This is a genomic window from Streptomyces lienomycini (assembly GCF_027947595.1).
Classification (GTDB): Bacteria; Actinomycetota; Actinomycetes; order Streptomycetales; family Streptomycetaceae; genus Streptomyces; species Streptomyces lienomycini.
In genome coordinates this window covers 4,181,906-4,200,018 of record NZ_CP116257.1, presented here as the reverse complement: position 1 = coordinate 4,200,018, position 18,113 = coordinate 4,181,906, and the positions used below count along the sequence as shown (strand labels likewise).

Here is an 18,113-nt window from a genome sequence, read left to right as displayed (position 1 = left end):
AGCGCTGACGTCGGAGCCGGGCCAGGGGGACGACGCCCGCGCTCGCGTCGTCCCCCTGACCTTGGGCCGTAGCTCGGCGTTGGGGTGGGGGCTGGGCCTGGAGCCGTTCGCGAAGGTTGATCTCCTCGGGGGCGAGCGGGTCCTCGGGCCGCCGGATGCGTACGGGCTTGGGCCGCAGCGACAGACCGTCGTGGGCCGCGGCTTCCTCGGCTTCCGCGAGCGCCCGGTACAGCGAGGCGACCGACGGGGACTTGCCCGCGTTCTTGCCCACCTTGATGGTCAGCTTCTTCGCGATGTGGGGGACGGGGACACCCTTGTCCTTGAGTGCGACGGTGAAGGTGAGCATGTCGTCGTCGATGACCTTCGGGCGTCCGCCGTGGTTGCCCTTGGACGCGGCGATGACCTGGCCTTCGAGGGTCTTCTCCCGGATGTAGTTGCGCTTGATCCGCCGGCCACGGCGAGCACGGCGAAGAACATGCGTGTTTCGAGAGGGCTTTTGCTCTCACAGATGAACCGTTGCGAGAACGACCGCGCGCGATGTCCGTGGTCCGAAGATGCCCGGTGTGGCTGAGTTCATGCTGCGGCGGGGGCACGGTGCAGCGTGAACCAGAACGTCGGGACGGGGTTCGTGCCGGGCGTCACGTCGGTCAGCTGCCACCCGGAGAACCTGGCGCTGAGTTCGTCGGCGGTGGCGCCGGACCATGAGTCGTCAAACGCCCCGGGCCCGTACCCGAACATCAGCAGTCGTGCACCGGGGGCGGCCCGCTCGGTGAGGCCGGCGGCGTAGACGTCGCGGCGGTGCGGTGGAATCCCGCAGTAGCAGCTCAGGTCGAAGAACAGGTCGTACGGGCCGGGCACGCCCACCTCGTCGAGTCGGGTGGCGTCTCCGCACAGCACCGTGACGTCCGCTCCGGCCGCGTCGGCCTTCTCCCTCGCCTGCCGGACCGCGCGGTCGACCAGGTCGACGGCCGTCACCTGCCAGCCGTGCCGGGCGAGGTACACCGCGTTGGTTCCGGTGCCGCAGCCGAGTTCGAGGGCCTGGCCCGGCATCAGCGCGTCGGGCGCCTCTATCAGGGCCACGAGCTCGGGTGGCGTGATGCCGCTGTCCCACGGCGGCTTGCCGTCTCGGTAGAAGTCCTCCAACACACCGCGCACAGACGCCTCTTGATCGAGCTCCGCAGCCGTCCGAGTCTTACTCATCGCTACCTCTCCAAGAATCTAGAGTCCAACTCTAGTGACTGACTCTAGAGATAGACTCTCGACATGGATGCGGTCAAGGGATCCGACGGACAGAACACCAAGCGCCCCGACAAGCGGGCCGAGCGCTCGCGGCGCACCCGCGAGAACATCGTCGCGGCAGCGCGGGACCTGTTCGTCGCGCAGGGGTACGGTGCAACAAGCCTTCAGGAGGTCGCGGATCGCGCAGGCGTGGCCGTCCAGACCGTGTACTTCGTGTTCCGAAACAAGCGCGCGCTGTTCAAGGACGTCGTCGACACATCCATCGCGGGCGACGCCGAACCGGTCGCCACAATGGACCGTGACTGGTTCCACGCTGCGTGCGCCGAGCCCTCCGCGGCCGGGCAACTGCGTGCCCACGTGCGGGGCGTACGCGACATCCTCGGCCGGGTCGCCCCGATCGTGCCGCTGATCGCGGCCGCGGCGGCCACGGATCCGGAGATCGCCGCGCAGTGGCCCGCCGGCCCCGACCCCCGCTACACCGTCCAGCACGCCGCAGCGAAGGCGCTGACCTCCAAGCCCGACGCCCGCCCCGACGTCGACACCGCCCGCGCCGCCGACTTGCTGTACGGGCTGCTCAGTCCGGAGCTGTACCTGATCTTTGTCCGAGAGCGGGGCTGGTCCCCCGACGCCTGGGAGGAGTGGGCATGTGGGGCCCTGACTACCCACCTCTGCACAGACCACGAGTAGGCCATCGCCCCTGCGGCGACAGCCGCCGAAGCGAAGCAGAGTTCGCGACCGGCTGCGGTTGCGGAAGCGGACCGGGACGCTCACTCCGCTGCACCGTCGTCGTCATCATCGTCAAGTCCGGCGGCGTCAGGGTCGTGCAGCGGGCGCAGCGCGCCGGCGGACGCGACCCGCGCCAGCGACCGCGCGAACGCCGTGCTCGTCGCCCGCGTTGGCGGCGGCGCAGCCGCTCCAGCTCCGTGAACCGGGCACCTTCCGGCACCGCCGGCGTGGCCACCAGATCCCCAGGCAGCGCCGCGTCCGCCCGGTGCGCGGGCCTGGCGACCGTGGCGTGCAGCCGCTTCTCCGCGACCGCCCGGACCTCCGACATCTTCCGGGCCGGGACCGATACTCCCGGCAGCAGCACCCGGTGCCGACGCTGCCAGCCCACCGCCTGGTTGAACAACGCCACCGGCCCCTCGGTGTGCGTCTACGCCCGCCTGTGCAGTACGCGTCCCGGATCTCCCACGCGTGCTCGTACGCCGTCGGCTTGCGCTCGGTGTACTGCTTCACGCAGCTGACGCCCTTGATGCCGAGCTGTTCCCCGAGGTACTCCACCACCGCCCACGGAACGTCCAGCGGGTCGTCCGGGAGAAACCAGCCGATGTAGCGCACGGTGCACATTTGGAGGGCGAACCCGAACCGGTTGTGGTCACCGCGTCGCTTCGCGACCAGCTTGCGGTCCTCGTCGTCGAGGAAGAAGAACCGCTCCAGCTCTGGCTGGGTCGGCTCCTCGTTGAACTGCCCGTACGAAGTCGCCTGCTCGTCGGTCAAGAACTCCACTGGCATGGACCTGACGCAAACGACGCCAGCAGCCGCTCAACGACCTTCCGCGAACGTCGGCACCAGGCTGATCGACTGTGCTGGAAGCCCGTGATCACCGCTGTACCGCTGTACCGCTGTGCCCCAAGGCCGGGCAAGCGAGTCGACGCCGGGGCGGGAGTACCGCTCCAGGGAGCGGACGGATGCGCCGTCTTGGTGCCGCTCTACCGCGATTCACTGCGGCTGGGCCCGAGTTCATCCCTGCCGACCTTGACGGCTAACGCCAGTAGCCGTAACTTGACGCCTCGTAACTAACGGCGTTAGCCGTGTTGATCATTCCCGAAGTGAAAGGGCTGCAATGAGCACTCCCATGGGCGAAGCCGGGCAGCCCGTCATGGCCGACCGTGCGCGGCAGATCATGGCCGCTGCCCGGGAGTTGCTCGACACTGAAGGGCCGGAGGGGTTGTCGATGCGACGCATTGCCGAGCGCGTCGGCATCCGGGCGCCTTCCTTGTACAAGCACTTTCCCGACAAGGCCGCTGTCGAGGCCGGGCTTCAAGCACAGGGGATGGTTCGCCTGGCGCAGGACATGGAGGCCGCTGAGGCCGAGATCGGCGACGATCCGCCCCTGCTGGTGCTCGCGAGCGCCTATTGGCAGCATGCGCTCGCCGGTCCGCATCTCTACCGCCTTACCCACGCACGGCCGCTCGCCCGCCCCGCGCTCCCCGAAGGGCTCGAAGACCGCGCGGCGATGCCCCTGGCCCGCGCGGTGCATGGCGACATCGATATCGCGCGGTCGTTCTGGGCGTTCGCCCACGGCATGGTGACACTCGAACTCGACGGCCGATTCCCGCCCGGCGCGGACCTGGATGCCGCGTGGCGCACCGGCTGCGAGGCGTTCGCCGACCTACTCCAGAACAAGAATGGCGGCGATGCCCTGTGACGGCCATCGCCAGGCGTTCCGCTCCTGGCCTCCCCCTGCTCCTGCTATGGATCGCCGCACTCGGCACCACGCTCAGGCGCTGGCCCTGAATGCTCGCTCGACCGGGCGATGCGCGGACAACTGCCGCTCGGGATGCCCAGCGATCACAGCTCCTGGACAAGGAGCTCCGGCAGGAAGCCGTCCGGTGCACGCCTGACCAATCCCCTTCACCAAGCCTGCTACGGAGTGACCATGGATCTCGCCTACCTTCCCAGCCCACCAACCGGGGTACTGCACCTGGGCCCGGTGCCGTTGAGGGCGTACGCCTTCTGCATCATCCTCGGCGTGTTCGTGGCCGTCTGGCTCGGCAACCGGCGCTGGGTCGCACGGGGCGGGGACCGGGGCGTCATCGCCGACATCACCATCTGGGCCGTGCCGTTCGGCCTCGTCGGCGGACGGCTGTACCACGTGCTCACCAGCCCGACGCGTACTTCGGCAACCATGGCGAGCCAATCCGGGCTCTGTACGTGTGGGAGGGCGGGCTCGGCATCTGGGGCGCCATCGCCCTCGGCGGGGTCGGCGCGTGGATCGGCTGCCGTCGCCGCCGCATCCCCCTTCCCGCCTTCGCGGACGCCATCGCCCCGGGCATCGCCGTGGCCCAGGCGATCGGCCGCTGGGGCAACTGGTTCAACCAGGAACTCTACGGCCGCCCCACCACACTCCCTTGGGGCCTGGAGATCGACCGCGCACACCGCCCGTTCGGCATGCTCGACATCGCCACGTATCACCCCACCTTCCTCTACGAGTCGCTCTGGGACATCGGCGTCGCCGCGCTGGTCCTCTGGGCGGCCCGGCGGTTCACACTCGGCCACGGCCGGGCCTTCGCCCTGTATGCCGCTGCCTACACGGCTGGCCGATTCTGGACGGAGTACCTGCGCATCGACGAGGCCCACACGTTTTTCGGCCTGCGCCTGAACGACTGGACCTCCGTCGTGGTCTTCCTCGGCGCGATCGCCTACCTCGTCGTATCGGCCCGCCGCCTCCCCGGCATCGAGGACGTGTCGCGGCCCCAGAGCCAGGGCGGAACGGAGAAGGACGACAGGCCTCGTAACACCATGCCGACATCAGACGTCGACGCGTCCACCGGCACCCCGGCCAGGGCGAATACCGACTGACGGCCTGAACGAACTCACTCCGGGAGAGCTACTCCCAACCATTTGGCGCCGCGCCCCAAGTGGATCTCGCCCCCGTCGCCTCGCAAGGAGTGAACGCATGACATCCCCAACGCGCAACAAGGCTAACCGGAGTTCGGCATCGGGCCTGGTCCGCGGTGCCTGGGCCCTGCTCTCTGTGTTTCTGCTGGCCTGGACCGTGCTCGAGATGGTCAACCACGGCGGCGGGACGATTCCGCTGGGCATATTGGGCTTCATAGCTCCCGACCTGACGCTGTTCGTCGGGCCGTCGGGGCCGCGCGAACCCGGGCAGCTCCCACGCGGCAAGGTGCCCGCCTACAACCTCGTCCACCGGCCGATCGTCCCACTTCTGGGGCTCATCGTCGTCCCCTTCCTGCCGGGCGAGGGACCAGGTGCCAACGTCGGGCTGTTCACCTTCGCGCTCGGCTGGCTGCTGCACATCGCCTCGGATCGGACGCTCGGCTACGGACTGCGCACTGCAGACGGCTGGCAGCGTTAAGCGCCGACCGAGCAGCTTCGCGGACACGGACGTGCGCCACCGGCGAGATCATCACCTCCATCCACCGCGGGCCGCCCACGGGTGATCATGTGATGCCCTCCACGACCTCGAACAGGCCACCACGCGCCCGTTCTCAGCGGTGACGGCGTTCGGCTCCCGGGGCGCGATCAGCCCGCGCGCCGCATCCTCGAAGTCCTGCCGGGTCGGAGAACGGCAGGCCCTCCCGCAGCTCGGCCTGCTGCTGGGCGATGAACGGCTGAGCGGGCTTGGATGCCGAAGTCATATCGACACCTTTGTCTCTTGTTCGCTGGAAACAGGCCCCCGCTCCCCGGAGAGCCAGTTGCGGCCTAAACAGCGATCAATGGCTGTCAACTGCTACTCCCGGACACTCGGCATGGCGGTGAGCAGCCGCCCGGAACCCACCGAGGACAGGCCGCCTTGCTTACCGCAGATGCTTCCCGGCAGAAGTGAACGCGCGCAGCAGCTACCGGACACCAACTACGCGCTGTGCACGGACTAGCCCATGATCAATGTCAGCGCCAACGGGCTGTACCGATGTTCCCCGAGGCCGGACAAGCGTATGCCCGCACCGTGACGCCCCGGCTGCACGCTGCGGACGGGCTACGTCATCAACTCGATGTGCGGATGCTCGGGCTCTGCCGGGCAGACGAACAGGTGCTGCCGGTAGCCGCTGCCGATCTGGACCCCGGTCGCGTTGTAGCCACGGTGGCCGGGGTACGGTCCAGCACCTGGGTGGGGGTGCGGAGACCAGCTGTTCCCGGCGTCGTCCCCTTCCTCGAACGTGGCGACGGTCATCAGGACCTCCATGCCGGTGCCGCACTCGGAGCAGGGCCGCGGGCTGGGGTCGGTGGAGTTCCAAGCGGGCCAGCCGCCGACCTTCCAGCCGGGTGCGTTGGACAGCACACAGTCGTAGTACGTGTCCGGGTCCATGTCTTCCTCTGCTGCCTGCGGCACACTCCATTGCTTGAGCTGCTCCCGCAGTTCTTCGCTCAGCTCCAGATGGTCGGGGTACTCGGTGATCTGCTCCGGTTCGAGCACGCACGGTTCCGGTAGATAGCCGTTGAACTGCACTGCGGGCGGCTCGGGGGGCGTGTCGAGGATGTCGGTGACGGCGGCTGCCGAACGCCAGAAGAGCAGGGTCCTGGGCATGATCGGGTGATCGAAGGGGCACCACAGAACCTGCAGCAGGTCCTTGCCCTCCGGCGGGCTCAGGTCGGGCACATCCCGTACGTACAGCTGCGCGACGGGCAGCATCGCTATGGGGCCGTCGTACGACTGGACTGCCAGTCTCACCGGGTACGTCCGAGGGGGCCGGATCCGCTCGAGAGTCTCCCGTTCCTCCGGAGTCATGTCCCGGCCGTGCGAGGCGGCGAAGATCCGTCGTTCCAGCCGCAGATCCGCCGGGGACTGGGCTGGGTTGATGCCGTCCACCACATGCGGTTCCTCGCAATGCGGCCACGGCTCCTCAGCGGGCCACAGCAGAGGCCCGCCGATCGAGCTGTCATGCCACGTCGGCGCCCCAGGGCGGGGGTGCAGGCGGGTCGCCGTGCGGGCCAGCGGGACCAGTTGAGGAAAGACCGCGGCGACGTCGATCGGCCGTGGCGGAGTGACAGGAGTGACCTTCATGACCGCAATCTTGCCAATCGCCTCTGACAACGGGCCTCGTGGCCGCCCCAGGAAGAGCTCCGACACGGGCGCCGCCCGGGAGAGCGCTACCGGCGATCCGTTGTCATCCGCAGTCTTCGATCAATGGCTGCGGGCCGCTCAGGCTCCCCACGGTGATCCACACGAATTGACCATTGCTCCGGTTCGGCTTGCGGTCGGCCTGCTGGTCTGCGACTGACGGGAGTCGGTGAACAGCTCCCTCATGGGCGGGGGAGGAGGGCGTATGGGCGCAGGGGGGAGCGGACGACCCGGAGGACGAGGTTGCGGCGTGCGGAGTGCAGGGTGCGCACGGCGGCCCGGGTCGGGCCGGGCTTGGGCGGGGGGACGCCGGCGTGGTCACGGCCGGGCTGCGTCGGGTTCCACAGGTAGCCGGGGTCGCTGCCTTCCAGTGCCGTGGTGATGCCTGCGCGGACGTCGAGCCGGCGCCGCAGGATGTCCACGGTGTGCTTGTCGAGTGGGTGGTCGAAGTCGGCAACGGTCACGACGGGGACGGACCTGCGGTCCAGGTCGACGTCGGTGACGTCGAGCTTGTGGAGTTGCGGCACGGTGCGGCCGGTGGTTGCGACGAGGGCGGGCGACTGCGGCGGTCCGGACGGTGGGTAGGAGCGCTGCAGTGCGGGCAGGCCGAGGTGGTCGACGAAGCTGTTGTACGTCTGGATGCGGGCGCGCTGGGAGTCGTGGGCCGCGGTGGCGTCGGTCCGGTGAGGGTGTTGCGGCAGCGGGTGCTGCCGGCGTGTGCGGCGGCGGCGAGCCAGGAGTCCGCGCGTTCGGGCTGGACGAGCTCCTGGGCGGTGAGGGGGAGGCGGTCTTCTCTCTCCCATATGGCCCCGGGTGCCGCTTTTGCCATGAGTGGGCGGTCAGGCGCCGGCCTGCCGCCACGCCGCCACCCGCGGCCGAACCGAAGCGCCGTCCACGGTCGGCTGACCGCTTATGGCCGACTGGGTGACGGGTGTTGATGGCAGTACACCGCCGGTCCGTCTTCGGACGCCACAGAGGCTCTCGCCATGTCCTTCTGGACCCGGCACGTCAGGCTTCGCGGACGAGGAGGTTCTTCGCGGATTCACGGAAGTGGGCGACGAGCGGGTTGGCGTCCGCGAAGCGAGTGGCGAGCGCCACTTGGCAGGGTTCGACTCCCTCGACGGGGATGGTGACGAGGTCGTCGCGCAGGGAGCAGCGTCGGTCGTCGGCCGGCACGAGTGCGATGGCCCGGCCGTCGGCGACGACTTCGAGCTTGTCCTCGAAGGTGTCGACGAGCATGGGACCGACTGGCGCAGGGCTGCCGTCCGGACGGGGGTCGAGCCGCCAGAACCCGGTCCACAGCGCGGCCATACCAGCACAGGCCACGAGGGGTTCGTCGGTGAAGTCCTCCGGGGTGACCGACTCCTCGCCGGCGAGGCGGTGGAACGCGGGCACGAGGAGTGCCCGTGGTTCGTCGTAGAGGACGGTCACGTCCAGACCGTCGCTCGGGATCGGGAGCGGCGTGCGGACGACGAGCGCGTCGACCCGGCCCTCGGGCAGGGCGCGGGCCTCGTCCCAGTCCAGGTGACGGGTGCGGACGTGGGCATCGGGGCGACGGCGGCGCAGGTCCCGTACCGCGGGGGTGATGACGAGGTCCTCGACATATCCGATGGTCACCGTGCGCGGCGGCGCGGCAGCGCGCACGGTGAGCACCGCCTGGTGAGCCGTGTGCAGGAGCGTCTGTGCCTGCGGGAGGAAGGCCGCGCCGGCCGCGGTGAGGCGACTGCCCTGATGGGTGCGCTCCAGCAGGCGCACGCCGAGGGTGTCCTCCAGCCGCTGGATCTGACGGCTCAGGGAGGGCTGGGCGACGTGCAGCGCCGCGGCGGCACGGGCGAAGTTCAGGTGCTCGGCGACGACCGCAAAGTACCGCACCAGTCTCAGATCCAGGTCAGGGCCAGGGAGGGGTGCCGTGGAGGGCGAGGCTTGGTCGGACATATCAGCAGCCTACCGTTATGCAGTTTCTGCATGACGAGGTGCACAACAGGTCTTGGACGCCTGGTTCGGACGGCTGTTGACTCGATGTTGTCCAGCTGGGGTCAACCGCTCGGACGAATACCCATAGCCGTTCTCACAGATGGAGTGTGTCCGAAATGGGCAAGCACGAAGGTAAGCATGTGGTGATCACCGGAGGCAGCAGTGGTTTCGGACTGGCCACCGCGCAGATGCTCGTGGACGAAGGCGCACGGGTGCTGATCACCGGGCGTAACCAGACCGCCCTGGACTCCGCACGGGACCGGCTCGGCGACAGGGCGATCGCGGTCCGCAGCGACGCCGCGTCGCTGCCCGACATCGACGCGCTGGCCGACCGGGTGAAGTCCGAGTTCGGCACGGTCGACGCGCTGTTCGCCAACGCGGGCGTCAACGGCTTCGCACCGTTCGAGGCGACCAGCGAAGAACTCTTCGACCAACTGCTGACCATCAACGCCAAGGGCCCCTACTTCACGGTGCAGAAGCTCGCTCCGCTGATGGCGGAAGGCAGCGGCGTCGTGCTCACCACCTCCGTGGCGAACGTGCTGGGACTTCCGATGCTCAGCGCGTACGCGGCCGGCAAGGCGGCGCTGCGCTCGATGACCCGCAGCCTGGCCCGTGAGCTGCTCCCGCGCAAGATCCGCGTCAACGCGGTCAGCCCCGGCCCGATCGACTCCGGGATCCTGGAGAAGTCGATGCCCCGGGAGGCGGCCGAACAGACCAAGACACAGATGGCGGCCGACAACCCCATGCTGCGCATGGGCACCCCCGTCGAAGTCGCCAGGACGGTGGTGTTCCTCGCCTTCGACGCCACCTACACCACCGGCGCCGAATTGGCCGTGGACGGCGGCGGCTCCCAACTCTGACGCCGGCGCCGGGAAGAGAGGAAACGATCCACGCGTGTGTTCGTCACCGGTGCGAGCGGCAACATCGGCTCCGGCCGCGTCCCGAAACTCCGCGCAGCGTGGCATGAGGTCATCGGCCTGGCCCGCTCGGATGCCTCCGCCAGAGCGCTGCGGGAGGCCGGCGCCGCGAACGGACACACGCCGGGCGCTTCGAGGAACGCGACAACCATCGTGCCCCTCGAAGTGCCCGTATCGGCGCTACGGGCGGCTTCCCTGCTAGGCGGTGTCTTCAAATGATCTTGGGTGGTGGATCATGGTGGCGTGATACGTCGCCATGAACTGTCGGATGCCGAGTGGGAGTTCGTCCGGCCGCTGCTGCCCGAGTCGTTGCGGGGACGCAAGCGGCTGGATGACCGCCGGGTCCTGAACGGAATCGTGTGGAAGTTCCGGACCGGGACGGCCTGGCGGGACGTGCCCGAGCGTTACGGGCCGTGGGCCACGCTCCACACCCGTTTTCGCAGGTGGGCGGCGGACGGCACGTTCGACCGGATGCTGCGGGCCGCGCAGGCGAAGGCGGACGCGGCAGGCGACATCGAGTGGCTGGTGTCGGTCGACTCCACGGTCGTCCGCGCCCATCAGCACGCGGCCGGGGCCAGAAAAGGGGGCTCCGCGACCCGGCCCTCGGCCGGTCCAGAGGCGGTCTGACCAGCAAGATCCATCTGGCCTGCGACGGGCGGGGCCGTCCGCTCGGCTTCGTTGTCACGGGCGGCAACACCAACGACTGCACCCGGTTCACCGCCGTGATGGATACGATCCGGGTGCCCCGGATCGGACCGGGACGGCCCCGCGTCCGGCCCGATCACGTCCTGGGCGACAAGGGCTACAGCTCGAAAGCGATCCGCGCCTGGCTCCGCCGGCGGAGCATCGCCCACACGATTCCCGAGCGGGCCGACCAGGCCCGCAACCGGACCCGGCGAGGCCGCCGCGGAGGCCGCCCGCCGGCCTTCGACCGCGAGACCTACAAGCACCGCAACGTCGTCGAACGCTGCTTCAACCGCCTGAAGCAGTGGCGCGGCATAGCCACCCGCTACGACAAGACCGCCGAGTCCTACGAGGCAGCCGTCACCCTCGCATCACTCCTGATGTGGGCGTGACATTTGACGACAGAACCTAGGCCGCCGGGGGCGCGTGGCGAGGCGCGTGCGTCGGTCTTGGAGTCGTTCCGCGTCCGGGTCGGCCTATCGGACTTTCGTCATCCGAACGCGTATCTCGGTCATCCCCCGTCTCTGATCGTCACCAGCAACCGGGGGCCCAGCGACTGGTATCTCCTCTTCCCCGACCCCGTGATCGCCGAGTCGCTTCTGGACCGACTGATCGACGCAAGCCACCAAGCCATCTCGAACAGCCCCAGCTACAGCCCGAACAAGCCGCCCGAGAACCACACCGACAAGCCCGTCAAGCCACCCACCTGACGACTCGACGGGTCAGGATCCGGCGTCGGCAGGCCGCTGACGTCCGCGCGGCGCCGGATGGCCATGCTTGTCGAAGACCTCGGCGTCACTTCCCGCTGGCCTCGGTGTCACTTCCCGCCTTCACCCACACCGCTGCCCTGATCATGAACGACGACGTTGCGGCTCTGCCGCTGATCCCGCGACCTGTCTCCGGGCGAGTGCGAGCACCGCGGGAGCCGAGGGGCGGTCATGCCGACCTGCCACGGGGGCCGGGGCCAGATCCGCCAGGCGTACCGCGAGGGCCGGGAGACCAGCTTGCCGCCCTGGGGCTGGTCCTCAACGCGGTGGTGCTGTGGAACACCTGCTACCCGGACGCCGCCGTGGCCCGGCTCCGCACCGAGGGCCACGAAGCAAGGACGAGGACGTCGCACGCCTCTCCCCGCTCAAGGACCGGCACATCAACTTCCTGGGCCGCCATCTGTAGCGGCCGAGCCGTTGCCGTGGCCCGACGACCATGTCCCGCTGACCACACCACGAGCGCCGGAGGTGGTCTTCGCCTTCCACGGCGACCAGTGCCGCCGTTCGGACCACCCCGTTGCCGGCACGCCCACGGGGTCGTCACGCCGAACCCCTGGGCGACGAACTCGGTGACCTGCGCGGGATCATCCTGCATGTCGTTGAAGAGACCGCACGGCACGCCGGCCACCTGGACACCACCCGTGAACTCCTCGATGGCCGAACGGGACTTGGGCCTCGCTGAGCACCGGCCCGTAGCACCGACCGGTACCAGGCTTCCACTGTCGCCCGCTGCGGTGCGGAGCGGAAGTCAGTTCTTCTGCAGGGCGCGGGTGACGCCCGCGATGACGGCGGTCGTCAACATCCAGCCGAAGGCGATCAGCAGGTATGCCAGCCACTGGAGGCCGTCGTTCGGCCAGTACCAGGCCGTGCGCTGGCCCAGACCGCCGATGGGGATCAGGAGGTCGAGTGTGTAGACGAGCGGCTGGAACGGGGCGCCCTCGCCTTGTTTGACCGGACTGGGGGAGTGAGCGCCGAAGGACAGCGTGCCCAGCAAGGTCAGTGCGAGGAGCCAGACGCCGGCCAGCCAGGGGCGGTAGCCGTAGCCGACGGTCGCATCGAGCAGGTTCCCCCACATGCGCGCGACCCACGGCAGGGTTCGACGCCGATGGCGCTGTTTGGCCAGCAGAACGCGGCGGGCGTCGTCGTTGTGGCCGGCCCTTCGGTACCAGCTCGCCAACTGCTCGTAGGGCTGCGGGTTGTAGCCGGGGCTGCGTCGTACCCACGCCACCCGTCCTGCGACGGAGTCCCGCCGCCCTACTGCCTCCCGGCGCTCTCCGTCCTTGGACACCTTGATGGAGCCGTAGACGAAGCCGTCCAGCTCCACCACGTCCGGCCAGACGTGGTCGCCGTCATGGAGGTTGGACACCTGTGCGCCTCGCAGGTCCACGCTGCCGGACGGAGGCTGGGCGAGGGTGAAGTCGAAGTCGACGGCCTGCATCAGAGGCGCGGCCAAAGACGGACTGGTGCCGTCGGGCGGGCCGTTCAGGACAGCTCCCGCAAAGGTCACGTTGTCCGAGATCCGGGCGCCCCGCAGGCGTGTCGTCCCGTTCGCGGTGAATCCGTCGGAGAAGTCGAGCGTCGAGGCCACGGCGTTGTCCAGGGCGAGGGCCGTCCCGCGTGGACCGGGGCTCACCAACTGTGCCCCCTGCATGAACAGCCCGCCCCCTCTCTGTCAGCCTTGGGTGAGACATCCCGTTCTGCGGGGTTAGCCTGAGAGGGCACGACAGGAGAACCGTCCCTTAGAGGTCCTAACAAAGGCGTTGGACGTGGCGGTGGGTGATGAGGCAGGTGGCGAGTCCGAGGAAGGCTTCGTGGATGTCGTCGCGTCGTTCCCAGCGGATTCGCAGTCGGCGGAAGCCGTGCAGCCAGGCGATCGTGCGCTCGATCACGTAGCGGAAGACGCCCAGGCCGGAGCCGTGTTCGACGCCTCGTTCGGCGATGACCGGTCGGATCCCGCGCTGTCGCAGCAGGCGGCGGTACTTGTCGTGGTCGTAGCCGCGGTCGGCGAGGAGTGCGTCTGGCCGGTGTCTGGGCCGGCCGACGACGCCGGCCACGGCCGGAACCTTGTCCAGCAGCGGCAGCAGCTGGGTGACGTCGTTGCGGTTTCCGCCGGTCAGCGACACCGCGAGCGGGATGCCCTGGCCGTCGGTGAGGACGTGGTGCTTGCTGCCCGGTCGTGCGCGGTCGACCGGGCTGGGCCCGCTTTTGGGCCGCGCCGAGCGGCCCGTACGTGGGAGGAGTCGATCACCGCCCGGGACCAGTCGAGCTTCTTCGCGGCCCGCAGCCTCTGCAGCAGCACCAGGTGCAGTCCGTCCCACACGCCGGCTTCGTTCCAGGCGGCCAGGCGCCGCCAGCACGTCATCCCCGAGCCGAAGCCCAGCTCCTGGGGCAGGTACTCCCACTGGATGCCGGTGTGCAGCACGAACAGGATCCCGCACAGTGCCTGCCGGTCCGGGACCCGCGGCCTGCCCTCCACCAGCTTCGGACCCGGCACGGGCAGCAACGGCTCGATGAGCGACCACAGTTCATCCGACACGACCCAGGGCCGCGACTGTCGTTTCCCCACGAACGGACCAACGACCACCCAAGCCGAAAGTCACATGATCAACAACTTCTGTTAGGACCTCTTATGCCCAGCACAGAGCCCGTCGGGTCCGACCCGGCGCCGAGGCCGAAGCGCCGCACTTTCACCTCGGAGTACAAGCTGCGGATCGTCGCCGAGTACGACGCCGCGCCCAGGAACGAGAAGGGTGCGGTACTGCGCCGGGAGCGGCTCTACCACTCGCATGTCAAGGAGTGGCGGGCTGCCCGGGATGCCGGGGCCCTGGAAAACCTGGTCGACCGCCGGACCAGCCCGGCCCGTGCGAAGAAGTCCGCCGCGGAGGTGGAGAACGAGAAACTGCGCCAGCAGGTGGAGCGGTTGCAGAAGGACCTGGCACGGAACAAGGCCGCACTCGAGGTGATGGGAAAAGCTTCCGCGCTCTTGGACATGATCTCCGAGAGCGCGGACTGAAGCCTGCCGCCGACCCTGTCGTGGACGAAGCGTTCACCGGCGTCGAGACTCAGCTGGGCATCACGGCCGCCTGCCGGCTGACCGGCCGCTCCCGCGCCACGCACTACCGTCGGCTCCGGCCCCCGCCACCACGCAGAGAACGTGCCCCACAGGTGCAGCCATCGGCCCTGACGGCCGAAGAGCGGACTGCGGTACTGGAGCTGATGAACGGCGACGAGTACGCCGAACTGGCACCCGCACAGATCTGGGCCCGCGAGCTGGATGCCGGGCGCTACCACTGCTCCGTCTCGACGATGTACCGGATCCTGCGCGAGCAGGATCAGTCCGGCGAGCGCCGACGGCAGGCCACCCATCCCGCCAAAGCGGTGCCCGAGCTGGTTGCCACCGGGCCCTCGCAAGTCTTCACCTGGGACATCACCAAGGCGGCCGGACCGGTCAAGGGTGTCTGGTATCACGCCTATGTGATCATCGACATCTTCAGCCGGTACATCGTCGGCCATACCGTCGAGCGGGCCGAATCGGCGGTGCGGGCAGGGGAATTGATCCGCGAGACCATCGCCCGCAACGGCATCGTGCCCCAGACCGTGCACGCGGACCGCGGCACCTCGATGACGTCGAAGAAGGTCTCCCAACTACTGATCGATCTGGGTGTGACGCGGTCGCACTCGAGACCGAAGGTCTCCAACGACAACCCTTACAGCGAGGCCCAGTTCAAGACCATGAAGTACATGTCGGACTATCCCGAATGGTTCGATTCGCTGGCCCACGCACGCGAGTGGTTCGACGCGTTCATCACGTACTACAACCATGAGCACCGGCACTCGGGCATCGGCTGGCACACGCCCGCCTCCGTCCACTTCGGGACCGCCGACGAGGTCCGAGACCAGCGCGCGATCACCCTCGCCCAGGCATACGCCCGCCACCCCGAACGCTTCGGCCGCCGCCCCAGACCACCCGCAATACCCCAGACGGCCTGGATCAACGACCCGGCCAAGCGCCAGGAACCCGCACCACAAACCTCATAGCGTCACGACCGTCTCACTGGACTTGAAATCTTCCGGCCCGGCAACTGCGCCCCCAGCAACCGTACTTCGCCTCGCGCTACGAACCCGCCCCTGCAGGTCACGCCTCCCTCCATGACCAGGCCGCCGGCGGCCACGGCCCATCCTCCGGGCGCACTGATCTCAGTGCCGTTGAGGAGCATGCCGCCGGTCACCCGTGCGTCGCTCAGCGACAGGGCGGTACGCACGTGGTTGAAGGGCGAGGACGCGAGGCTTTGCACTACGGAGCGTCGTAGGTCGAGCGTTCCCTCGACGCAGGCCGAATAGGCTTCGATGCCCGGGACATGGCTGCCCGTGATCACGAGCGTCTGGGTCGACGCTCCGAGCAGGTCCACCGACTCCTCGAACCAGCAGTCCTCGAGCCAGAGGGCGTACGCGATCCGCGCGCCGGCCAGGTTGAGGCGCCCGGATATCCGCGCCCCGGCGAGACGCAGACCTGCGACGGCGCCCGGCTGCGTGGTGTTCGCGCCCAGCAGGAGGGCGACGATCACCGCGGCCCGCACGGTCCGCTCGGGGCCCCAGCGCCCACCCCCGGCGACGCGGTCGTCCTCGGGCACACCCGTGCGCAGGTCCACGCAGCGCCCTTCGGGGAACCCGTCCCACAACTCACGCTCCGGTGAAGTCAACTCGTCATATGAGAGCACCCGTGCAGCGTAGTGATCGCTCTTCGTGCTCGCCTCACCCCACGGACTCGTCGGCGCCGTCGTGCCCGTCCCGCTGGGGCTGGGCGCCGTACGCCTCGGCCGCCGGGCTCTGACCCGCTGTCGCGACCCCGTCGACCCGCCGATCGATACCCCTCTGACCGCCGCCCGGTCACGGCGTGCGGGCTGCCACCGCACGCCGGAGCCCGTAGGCGGCGACACCGACGGCCAGCACCGCGGCACCGGAGACCACCGAGGACAGGGGAAGCGCGAAGGCCAGGAGCAGGCAGCCGGTCAGCCCCACGGCGGGGATGATGCGGTGGGGGCGCCCCTCGTCGGGGGCGAGGGTCCAGGCGGAGACGTTGGCGATGGCGTAGTAGACCAGGACGCCGAAGGAGGAGAACCCGATCGCCCCGCGCACGTCCCCCGTCGCGGCCACCACAGCCACGACGGCGCCGACGACGAGCTCGGCGCGGTGGGGAACCCGGAACTTCGGGTGCACGGCGGCCAGGGCATGGGGCAGGTGCCGGTCGCGGCTCATGGCAAGGGTGGTGCGGGAGACGCCGAGGATCAGGGCGAGCAGGGAGCCGAGTGCGGCGACAGCCGCGCCGACGCGTACGACGGGAATCAGCCAGTCGGCGCCCGCGGCCCGCGCGGCGTCCGACAGCGGCGCCGCCGCCTCGGCCAGTCCGTGCGGACCCAGCACCATCAGGACCGAGACCGCTACGACGGTGTAGACGACGAATGTGATGCCCAGCGCGATCGGGATCGCCCGGGGGATGACGATGGCCGGGTCCCGGACCTCCTCGCCCAGGGTGGCGACGCGCGCGTATCCGGCGAAGGCGAAGAACAGCAGCCCCGCCGCCTGGAGCACCCCGCCGGCAGTGGCGTCGGAGCCGACGTCGAGCCGGGCCGCGTCCGCCGCATCCGAGGTGAGGGCGGCGACCACCACGGAGGCGAGGACCGCCAGGACCACGGCCACGACCACCCGGGTCAGCAGCGCGGACTTTCGAACCCCGGCGTAGTTCACCGCCGTCAGCGCCACCGCTGCGCAGGCCGCGACCGCGTGCGCCTGGCCCGGCCACACGTACGAGCCGACGGTGAGCGCCATCGCCGCGCAGGAGGCCGTCTTGCCGACCACGAACGCCCACCCCGCCAGGTAGCCCCAGAAGTCACCGAGGCGCTCGCGGCCGTACACGTACGTGCCGCCGGCAGCGGGGTAGCGGGCCGCGAGCCGCGCGGAGGAGGTGGCGTTGCAGTAGGCGACGACCGCCGCCAGAGCCAGACCGATCAGCAGCCCGGAACCGGCGGCGCGCGCCGCCGGGGCGAGCGTGGCGAAGATTCCGGCACCGATCATCGCCCCCAGCCCGATCATGACGGCGTCGGGCACGCCGAGCGTCCGCCGCAACTCCACCTGCGGGCTGTCGGCGGTCGATGGCTCGCTCACGGGTTCACCCCTCAGCGACACACGGCCGCACACATTCCGGTCTCCGACAGCGGCAGACGATATATGAGGCGGGGGCATTTCCCATTGCCGGAACCTGAAGGACGCGTGGCCCTCGGGCATCCCCTTCGCGCGAGCGGGCCACGTACGTCGCCGGTGGAGAACGTCATCGTGGACGCCTCGTTCGGGGGAGCGGGGGCCCGCCGGCCGGCAGCGAGGCAGGGGGCGGGGTGCTGTCGGCCGCGAGCACGTCAGCGCGTCGGTCTCCGTCGAGGATGTCGACCTTCCGTCGCCACGCGAGCGATTCGTGGACCAGCGCGACCGGGACGGGGACTTCAACAAGCGGGCCGACGACGCCGGACAGGGCCTGACCGGAGGTGACGCCGGAGGGACGACAGTGACCGCGACGGCCGGCTCGGAGTTGTCGCCCGCCGCGGGACTTCATGAGCCAGCGCGGGCGAAGCTCACCGAGGTGGGCGCGAAGCTCGCCGACCACCAGATCGGCCACCTGTCCTCCCCTGACTGACGCCCCATCGCGCAGAGGATGTTGGTCTGTGACGCGGTGACGCG

General features: G+C 69.5%; 17 protein-coding genes and 6 pseudogenes. 12 read left to right on the top strand and 11 right to left on the bottom strand.

What is annotated here, in order from left to right:
• Positions 1–573: 573 nt before the first annotated feature.
• Entirely contained in the window at positions 574–1,155 is a 582-nt protein-coding gene (locus tag BJ961_RS19020; RefSeq protein ID WP_271413980.1) for a class I SAM-dependent methyltransferase, read from the bottom strand.
• A gap of 108 nt (positions 1,156–1,263) precedes the next feature.
• Here BJ961_RS19020 and BJ961_RS19015 point away from each other — a divergent pair, with 108 nt between their 5' ends.
• Positions 1,264–1,926, top strand: a complete 663-nt coding sequence (locus BJ961_RS19015) for a TetR/AcrR family transcriptional regulator (RefSeq protein WP_271413979.1) — start codon at positions 1,264–1,266, stop codon at positions 1,924–1,926.
• 143 nt (positions 1,927–2,069) lie between these two features.
• Here BJ961_RS19015 and BJ961_RS19010 read toward each other — a convergent pair.
• Positions 2,070–2,751 (bottom strand): annotated as a pseudogene (locus BJ961_RS19010) (DUF4158 domain-containing protein); the annotation flags it as partial.
• A gap of 343 nt (positions 2,752–3,094) precedes the next feature.
• On the opposite strand from BJ961_RS19010, the gene BJ961_RS19005 reads away from it, so the two are divergent.
• From BJ961_RS19005 to BJ961_RS18995, 3 genes and pseudogenes are all read left to right on the top strand, one after another.
• Positions 3,095–3,667, top strand: a complete 573-nt coding sequence (locus tag BJ961_RS19005) for a TetR/AcrR family transcriptional regulator (protein ID WP_271413977.1) — start codon at positions 3,095–3,097, stop codon at positions 3,665–3,667.
• 231 nt (positions 3,668–3,898) lie between these two features.
• A pseudogene (gene lgt / locus BJ961_RS19000) lies at positions 3,899–4,821 on the top strand (prolipoprotein diacylglyceryl transferase).
• A 97-nt stretch (positions 4,822–4,918) separates the two neighbouring features.
• Positions 4,919–5,338 (top strand): DUF4260 family protein, encoded by a 420-nt coding sequence (locus BJ961_RS18995; protein ID WP_271413976.1) that lies wholly within the window; start codon positions 4,919–4,921, stop codon positions 5,336–5,338.
• A 133-nt stretch (positions 5,339–5,471) separates the two neighbouring features.
• On the opposite strand, the gene BJ961_RS18990 is transcribed toward BJ961_RS18995, so the two are convergent.
• From BJ961_RS18990 to BJ961_RS18975, 4 genes are all read right to left on the bottom strand, one after another.
• Positions 5,472–5,621: a hypothetical protein gene (locus tag BJ961_RS18990; RefSeq protein ID WP_271413975.1), complete on the bottom strand. Its 150-nt coding sequence runs from the start codon at positions 5,619–5,621 to the stop codon at positions 5,472–5,474.
• Between the two features lie 338 nt (positions 5,622–5,959).
• The gene (locus tag BJ961_RS18985) at positions 5,960–6,652 is read right to left on the bottom strand and encodes a hypothetical protein (RefSeq protein ID WP_333782087.1); all 693 of its coding nucleotides are present in this window, start codon (positions 6,650–6,652) and stop codon (positions 5,960–5,962) included.
• 572 nt (positions 6,653–7,224) lie between these two features.
• Positions 7,225–7,569, bottom strand: a complete 345-nt coding sequence (locus BJ961_RS18980; RefSeq protein WP_271413974.1) for a hypothetical protein — start codon at positions 7,567–7,569, stop codon at positions 7,225–7,227.
• A gap of 481 nt (positions 7,570–8,050) precedes the next feature.
• On the bottom strand, positions 8,051–8,977 hold the full coding sequence (locus BJ961_RS18975) for a LysR family transcriptional regulator (RefSeq protein WP_271413973.1): 927 nt from the start codon (positions 8,975–8,977) through the stop codon (positions 8,051–8,053).
• Positions 8,978–9,132: 155 nt separating this feature from the next.
• Here BJ961_RS18975 and BJ961_RS18970 point away from each other — a divergent pair, with 155 nt between their 5' ends.
• The 6 genes and pseudogenes from BJ961_RS18970 (at position 9,133) to BJ961_RS36175 (ending at position 12,066) form a co-directional block, all read left to right on the top strand.
• Positions 9,133–9,876 carry an SDR family oxidoreductase gene (locus tag BJ961_RS18970; RefSeq protein WP_271413972.1) on the top strand — a complete coding sequence of 248 codons (744 nt, stop codon included), beginning with the start codon at positions 9,133–9,135 and terminating at the stop codon, positions 9,874–9,876.
• A gap of 36 nt (positions 9,877–9,912) precedes the next feature.
• Positions 9,913–10,041: pseudogene (locus BJ961_RS18965) on the top strand (NAD-dependent epimerase/dehydratase family protein); the annotation flags it as partial.
• A gap of 138 nt (positions 10,042–10,179) precedes the next feature.
• Positions 10,180–11,009, top strand: a protein-coding gene (locus BJ961_RS18960; protein WP_271417094.1) for an IS5 family transposase whose coding sequence is annotated in 2 segments (ribosomal slippage) — positions 10,180–10,521 and positions 10,524–11,009 — 828 coding nt in all. Because the reading frame shifts where the segments join, the coding sequence is not laid out codon by codon here.
• Between the two features lie 57 nt (positions 11,010–11,066).
• The gene (locus BJ961_RS18955; protein WP_271413971.1) at positions 11,067–11,327 is read left to right on the top strand and encodes a hypothetical protein; all 261 of its coding nucleotides are present in this window, start codon (positions 11,067–11,069) and stop codon (positions 11,325–11,327) included.
• A 183-nt stretch (positions 11,328–11,510) separates the two neighbouring features.
• Positions 11,511–11,784 (top strand): annotated as a pseudogene (locus BJ961_RS18950) (Tn3 family transposase); the annotation flags it as partial.
• Positions 11,785–11,901: 117 nt separating this feature from the next.
• On the top strand, positions 11,902–12,066 hold the full coding sequence (locus BJ961_RS36175) for a mycothiol transferase (RefSeq protein WP_271413970.1): 165 nt from the start codon (positions 11,902–11,904) through the stop codon (positions 12,064–12,066).
• Between the two features lie 66 nt (positions 12,067–12,132).
• Here BJ961_RS36175 and BJ961_RS18940 read toward each other — a convergent pair.
• A pseudogene (locus BJ961_RS18940) lies at positions 12,133–13,056 on the bottom strand (oxidoreductase); the annotation flags it as partial.
• 76 nt (positions 13,057–13,132) lie between these two features.
• A protein-coding gene (locus BJ961_RS18935) for an IS5 family transposase (RefSeq protein WP_271320373.1) occupies positions 13,133–13,950 on the bottom strand; the annotation gives its coding sequence in 2 pieces (ribosomal slippage) (positions 13,133–13,593 and positions 13,593–13,950; 819 coding nt in all).
• A 63-nt stretch (positions 13,951–14,013) separates the two neighbouring features.
• Here BJ961_RS18935 and BJ961_RS18930 point away from each other — a divergent pair.
• Both BJ961_RS18930 and BJ961_RS18925 read left to right on the top strand, forming a co-directional pair.
• Positions 14,014–14,397 carry a hypothetical protein gene (locus BJ961_RS18930; protein WP_271413841.1) on the top strand — a complete coding sequence of 128 codons (384 nt, stop codon included), beginning with the start codon at positions 14,014–14,016 and terminating at the stop codon, positions 14,395–14,397.
• 20 nt (positions 14,398–14,417) lie between these two features.
• Positions 14,418–15,422, top strand: coding sequence for an IS3 family transposase (locus BJ961_RS18925; RefSeq protein WP_271413842.1), 1,005 nt, complete (start codon positions 14,418–14,420; stop codon positions 15,420–15,422).
• Positions 15,423–15,424: 2 nt separating this feature from the next.
• On the opposite strand, the gene BJ961_RS18920 is transcribed toward BJ961_RS18925, so the two are convergent.
• The 3 genes and pseudogenes from BJ961_RS18920 to BJ961_RS36170 all read right to left on the bottom strand — a co-directional run.
• On the bottom strand, positions 15,425–16,102 hold the full coding sequence (locus tag BJ961_RS18920; protein ID WP_271413968.1) for a hypothetical protein: 678 nt from the start codon (positions 16,100–16,102) through the stop codon (positions 15,425–15,427).
• A gap of 169 nt (positions 16,103–16,271) precedes the next feature.
• Entirely contained in the window at positions 16,272–17,546 is a 1,275-nt protein-coding gene (locus tag BJ961_RS18915) for an APC family permease (RefSeq protein WP_271413967.1), read from the bottom strand.
• A 280-nt stretch (positions 17,547–17,826) separates the two neighbouring features.
• Positions 17,827–17,978: pseudogene (locus BJ961_RS36170) on the bottom strand (ACR3 family arsenite efflux transporter); the annotation flags it as partial.
• Between the last annotated feature and the right edge of the window lie 135 nt (positions 17,979–18,113).

Coding starts and splice junctions, on each gene's coding strand:
- BJ961_RS19015 (WP_271413979.1), top strand. CDS start 1,264: ATGGATGCGGTCAAGGGATCCGACGGACAGAACACCAAGCGCCCCGAC.
- BJ961_RS19005 (WP_271413977.1), top strand. CDS start 3,095: ATGGGCGAAGCCGGGCAGCCCGTCATGGCCGACCGTGCGCGGCAGATC.
- BJ961_RS18995 (WP_271413976.1), top strand. CDS start 4,919: ATGACATCCCCAACGCGCAACAAGGCTAACCGGAGTTCGGCATCGGGC.
- BJ961_RS18990 (WP_271413975.1), bottom strand. CDS start 5,621: ATGACTTCGGCATCCAAGCCCGCTCAGCCGTTCATCGCCCAGCAGCAG.
- BJ961_RS18975 (WP_271413973.1), bottom strand. CDS start 8,977: ATGTCCGACCAAGCCTCGCCCTCCACGGCACCCCTCCCTGGCCCTGAC.
- BJ961_RS18970 (WP_271413972.1), top strand. CDS start 9,133: ATGGGCAAGCACGAAGGTAAGCATGTGGTGATCACCGGAGGCAGCAGT.
- BJ961_RS18930 (WP_271413841.1), top strand. CDS start 14,014: ATGCCCAGCACAGAGCCCGTCGGGTCCGACCCGGCGCCGAGGCCGAAG.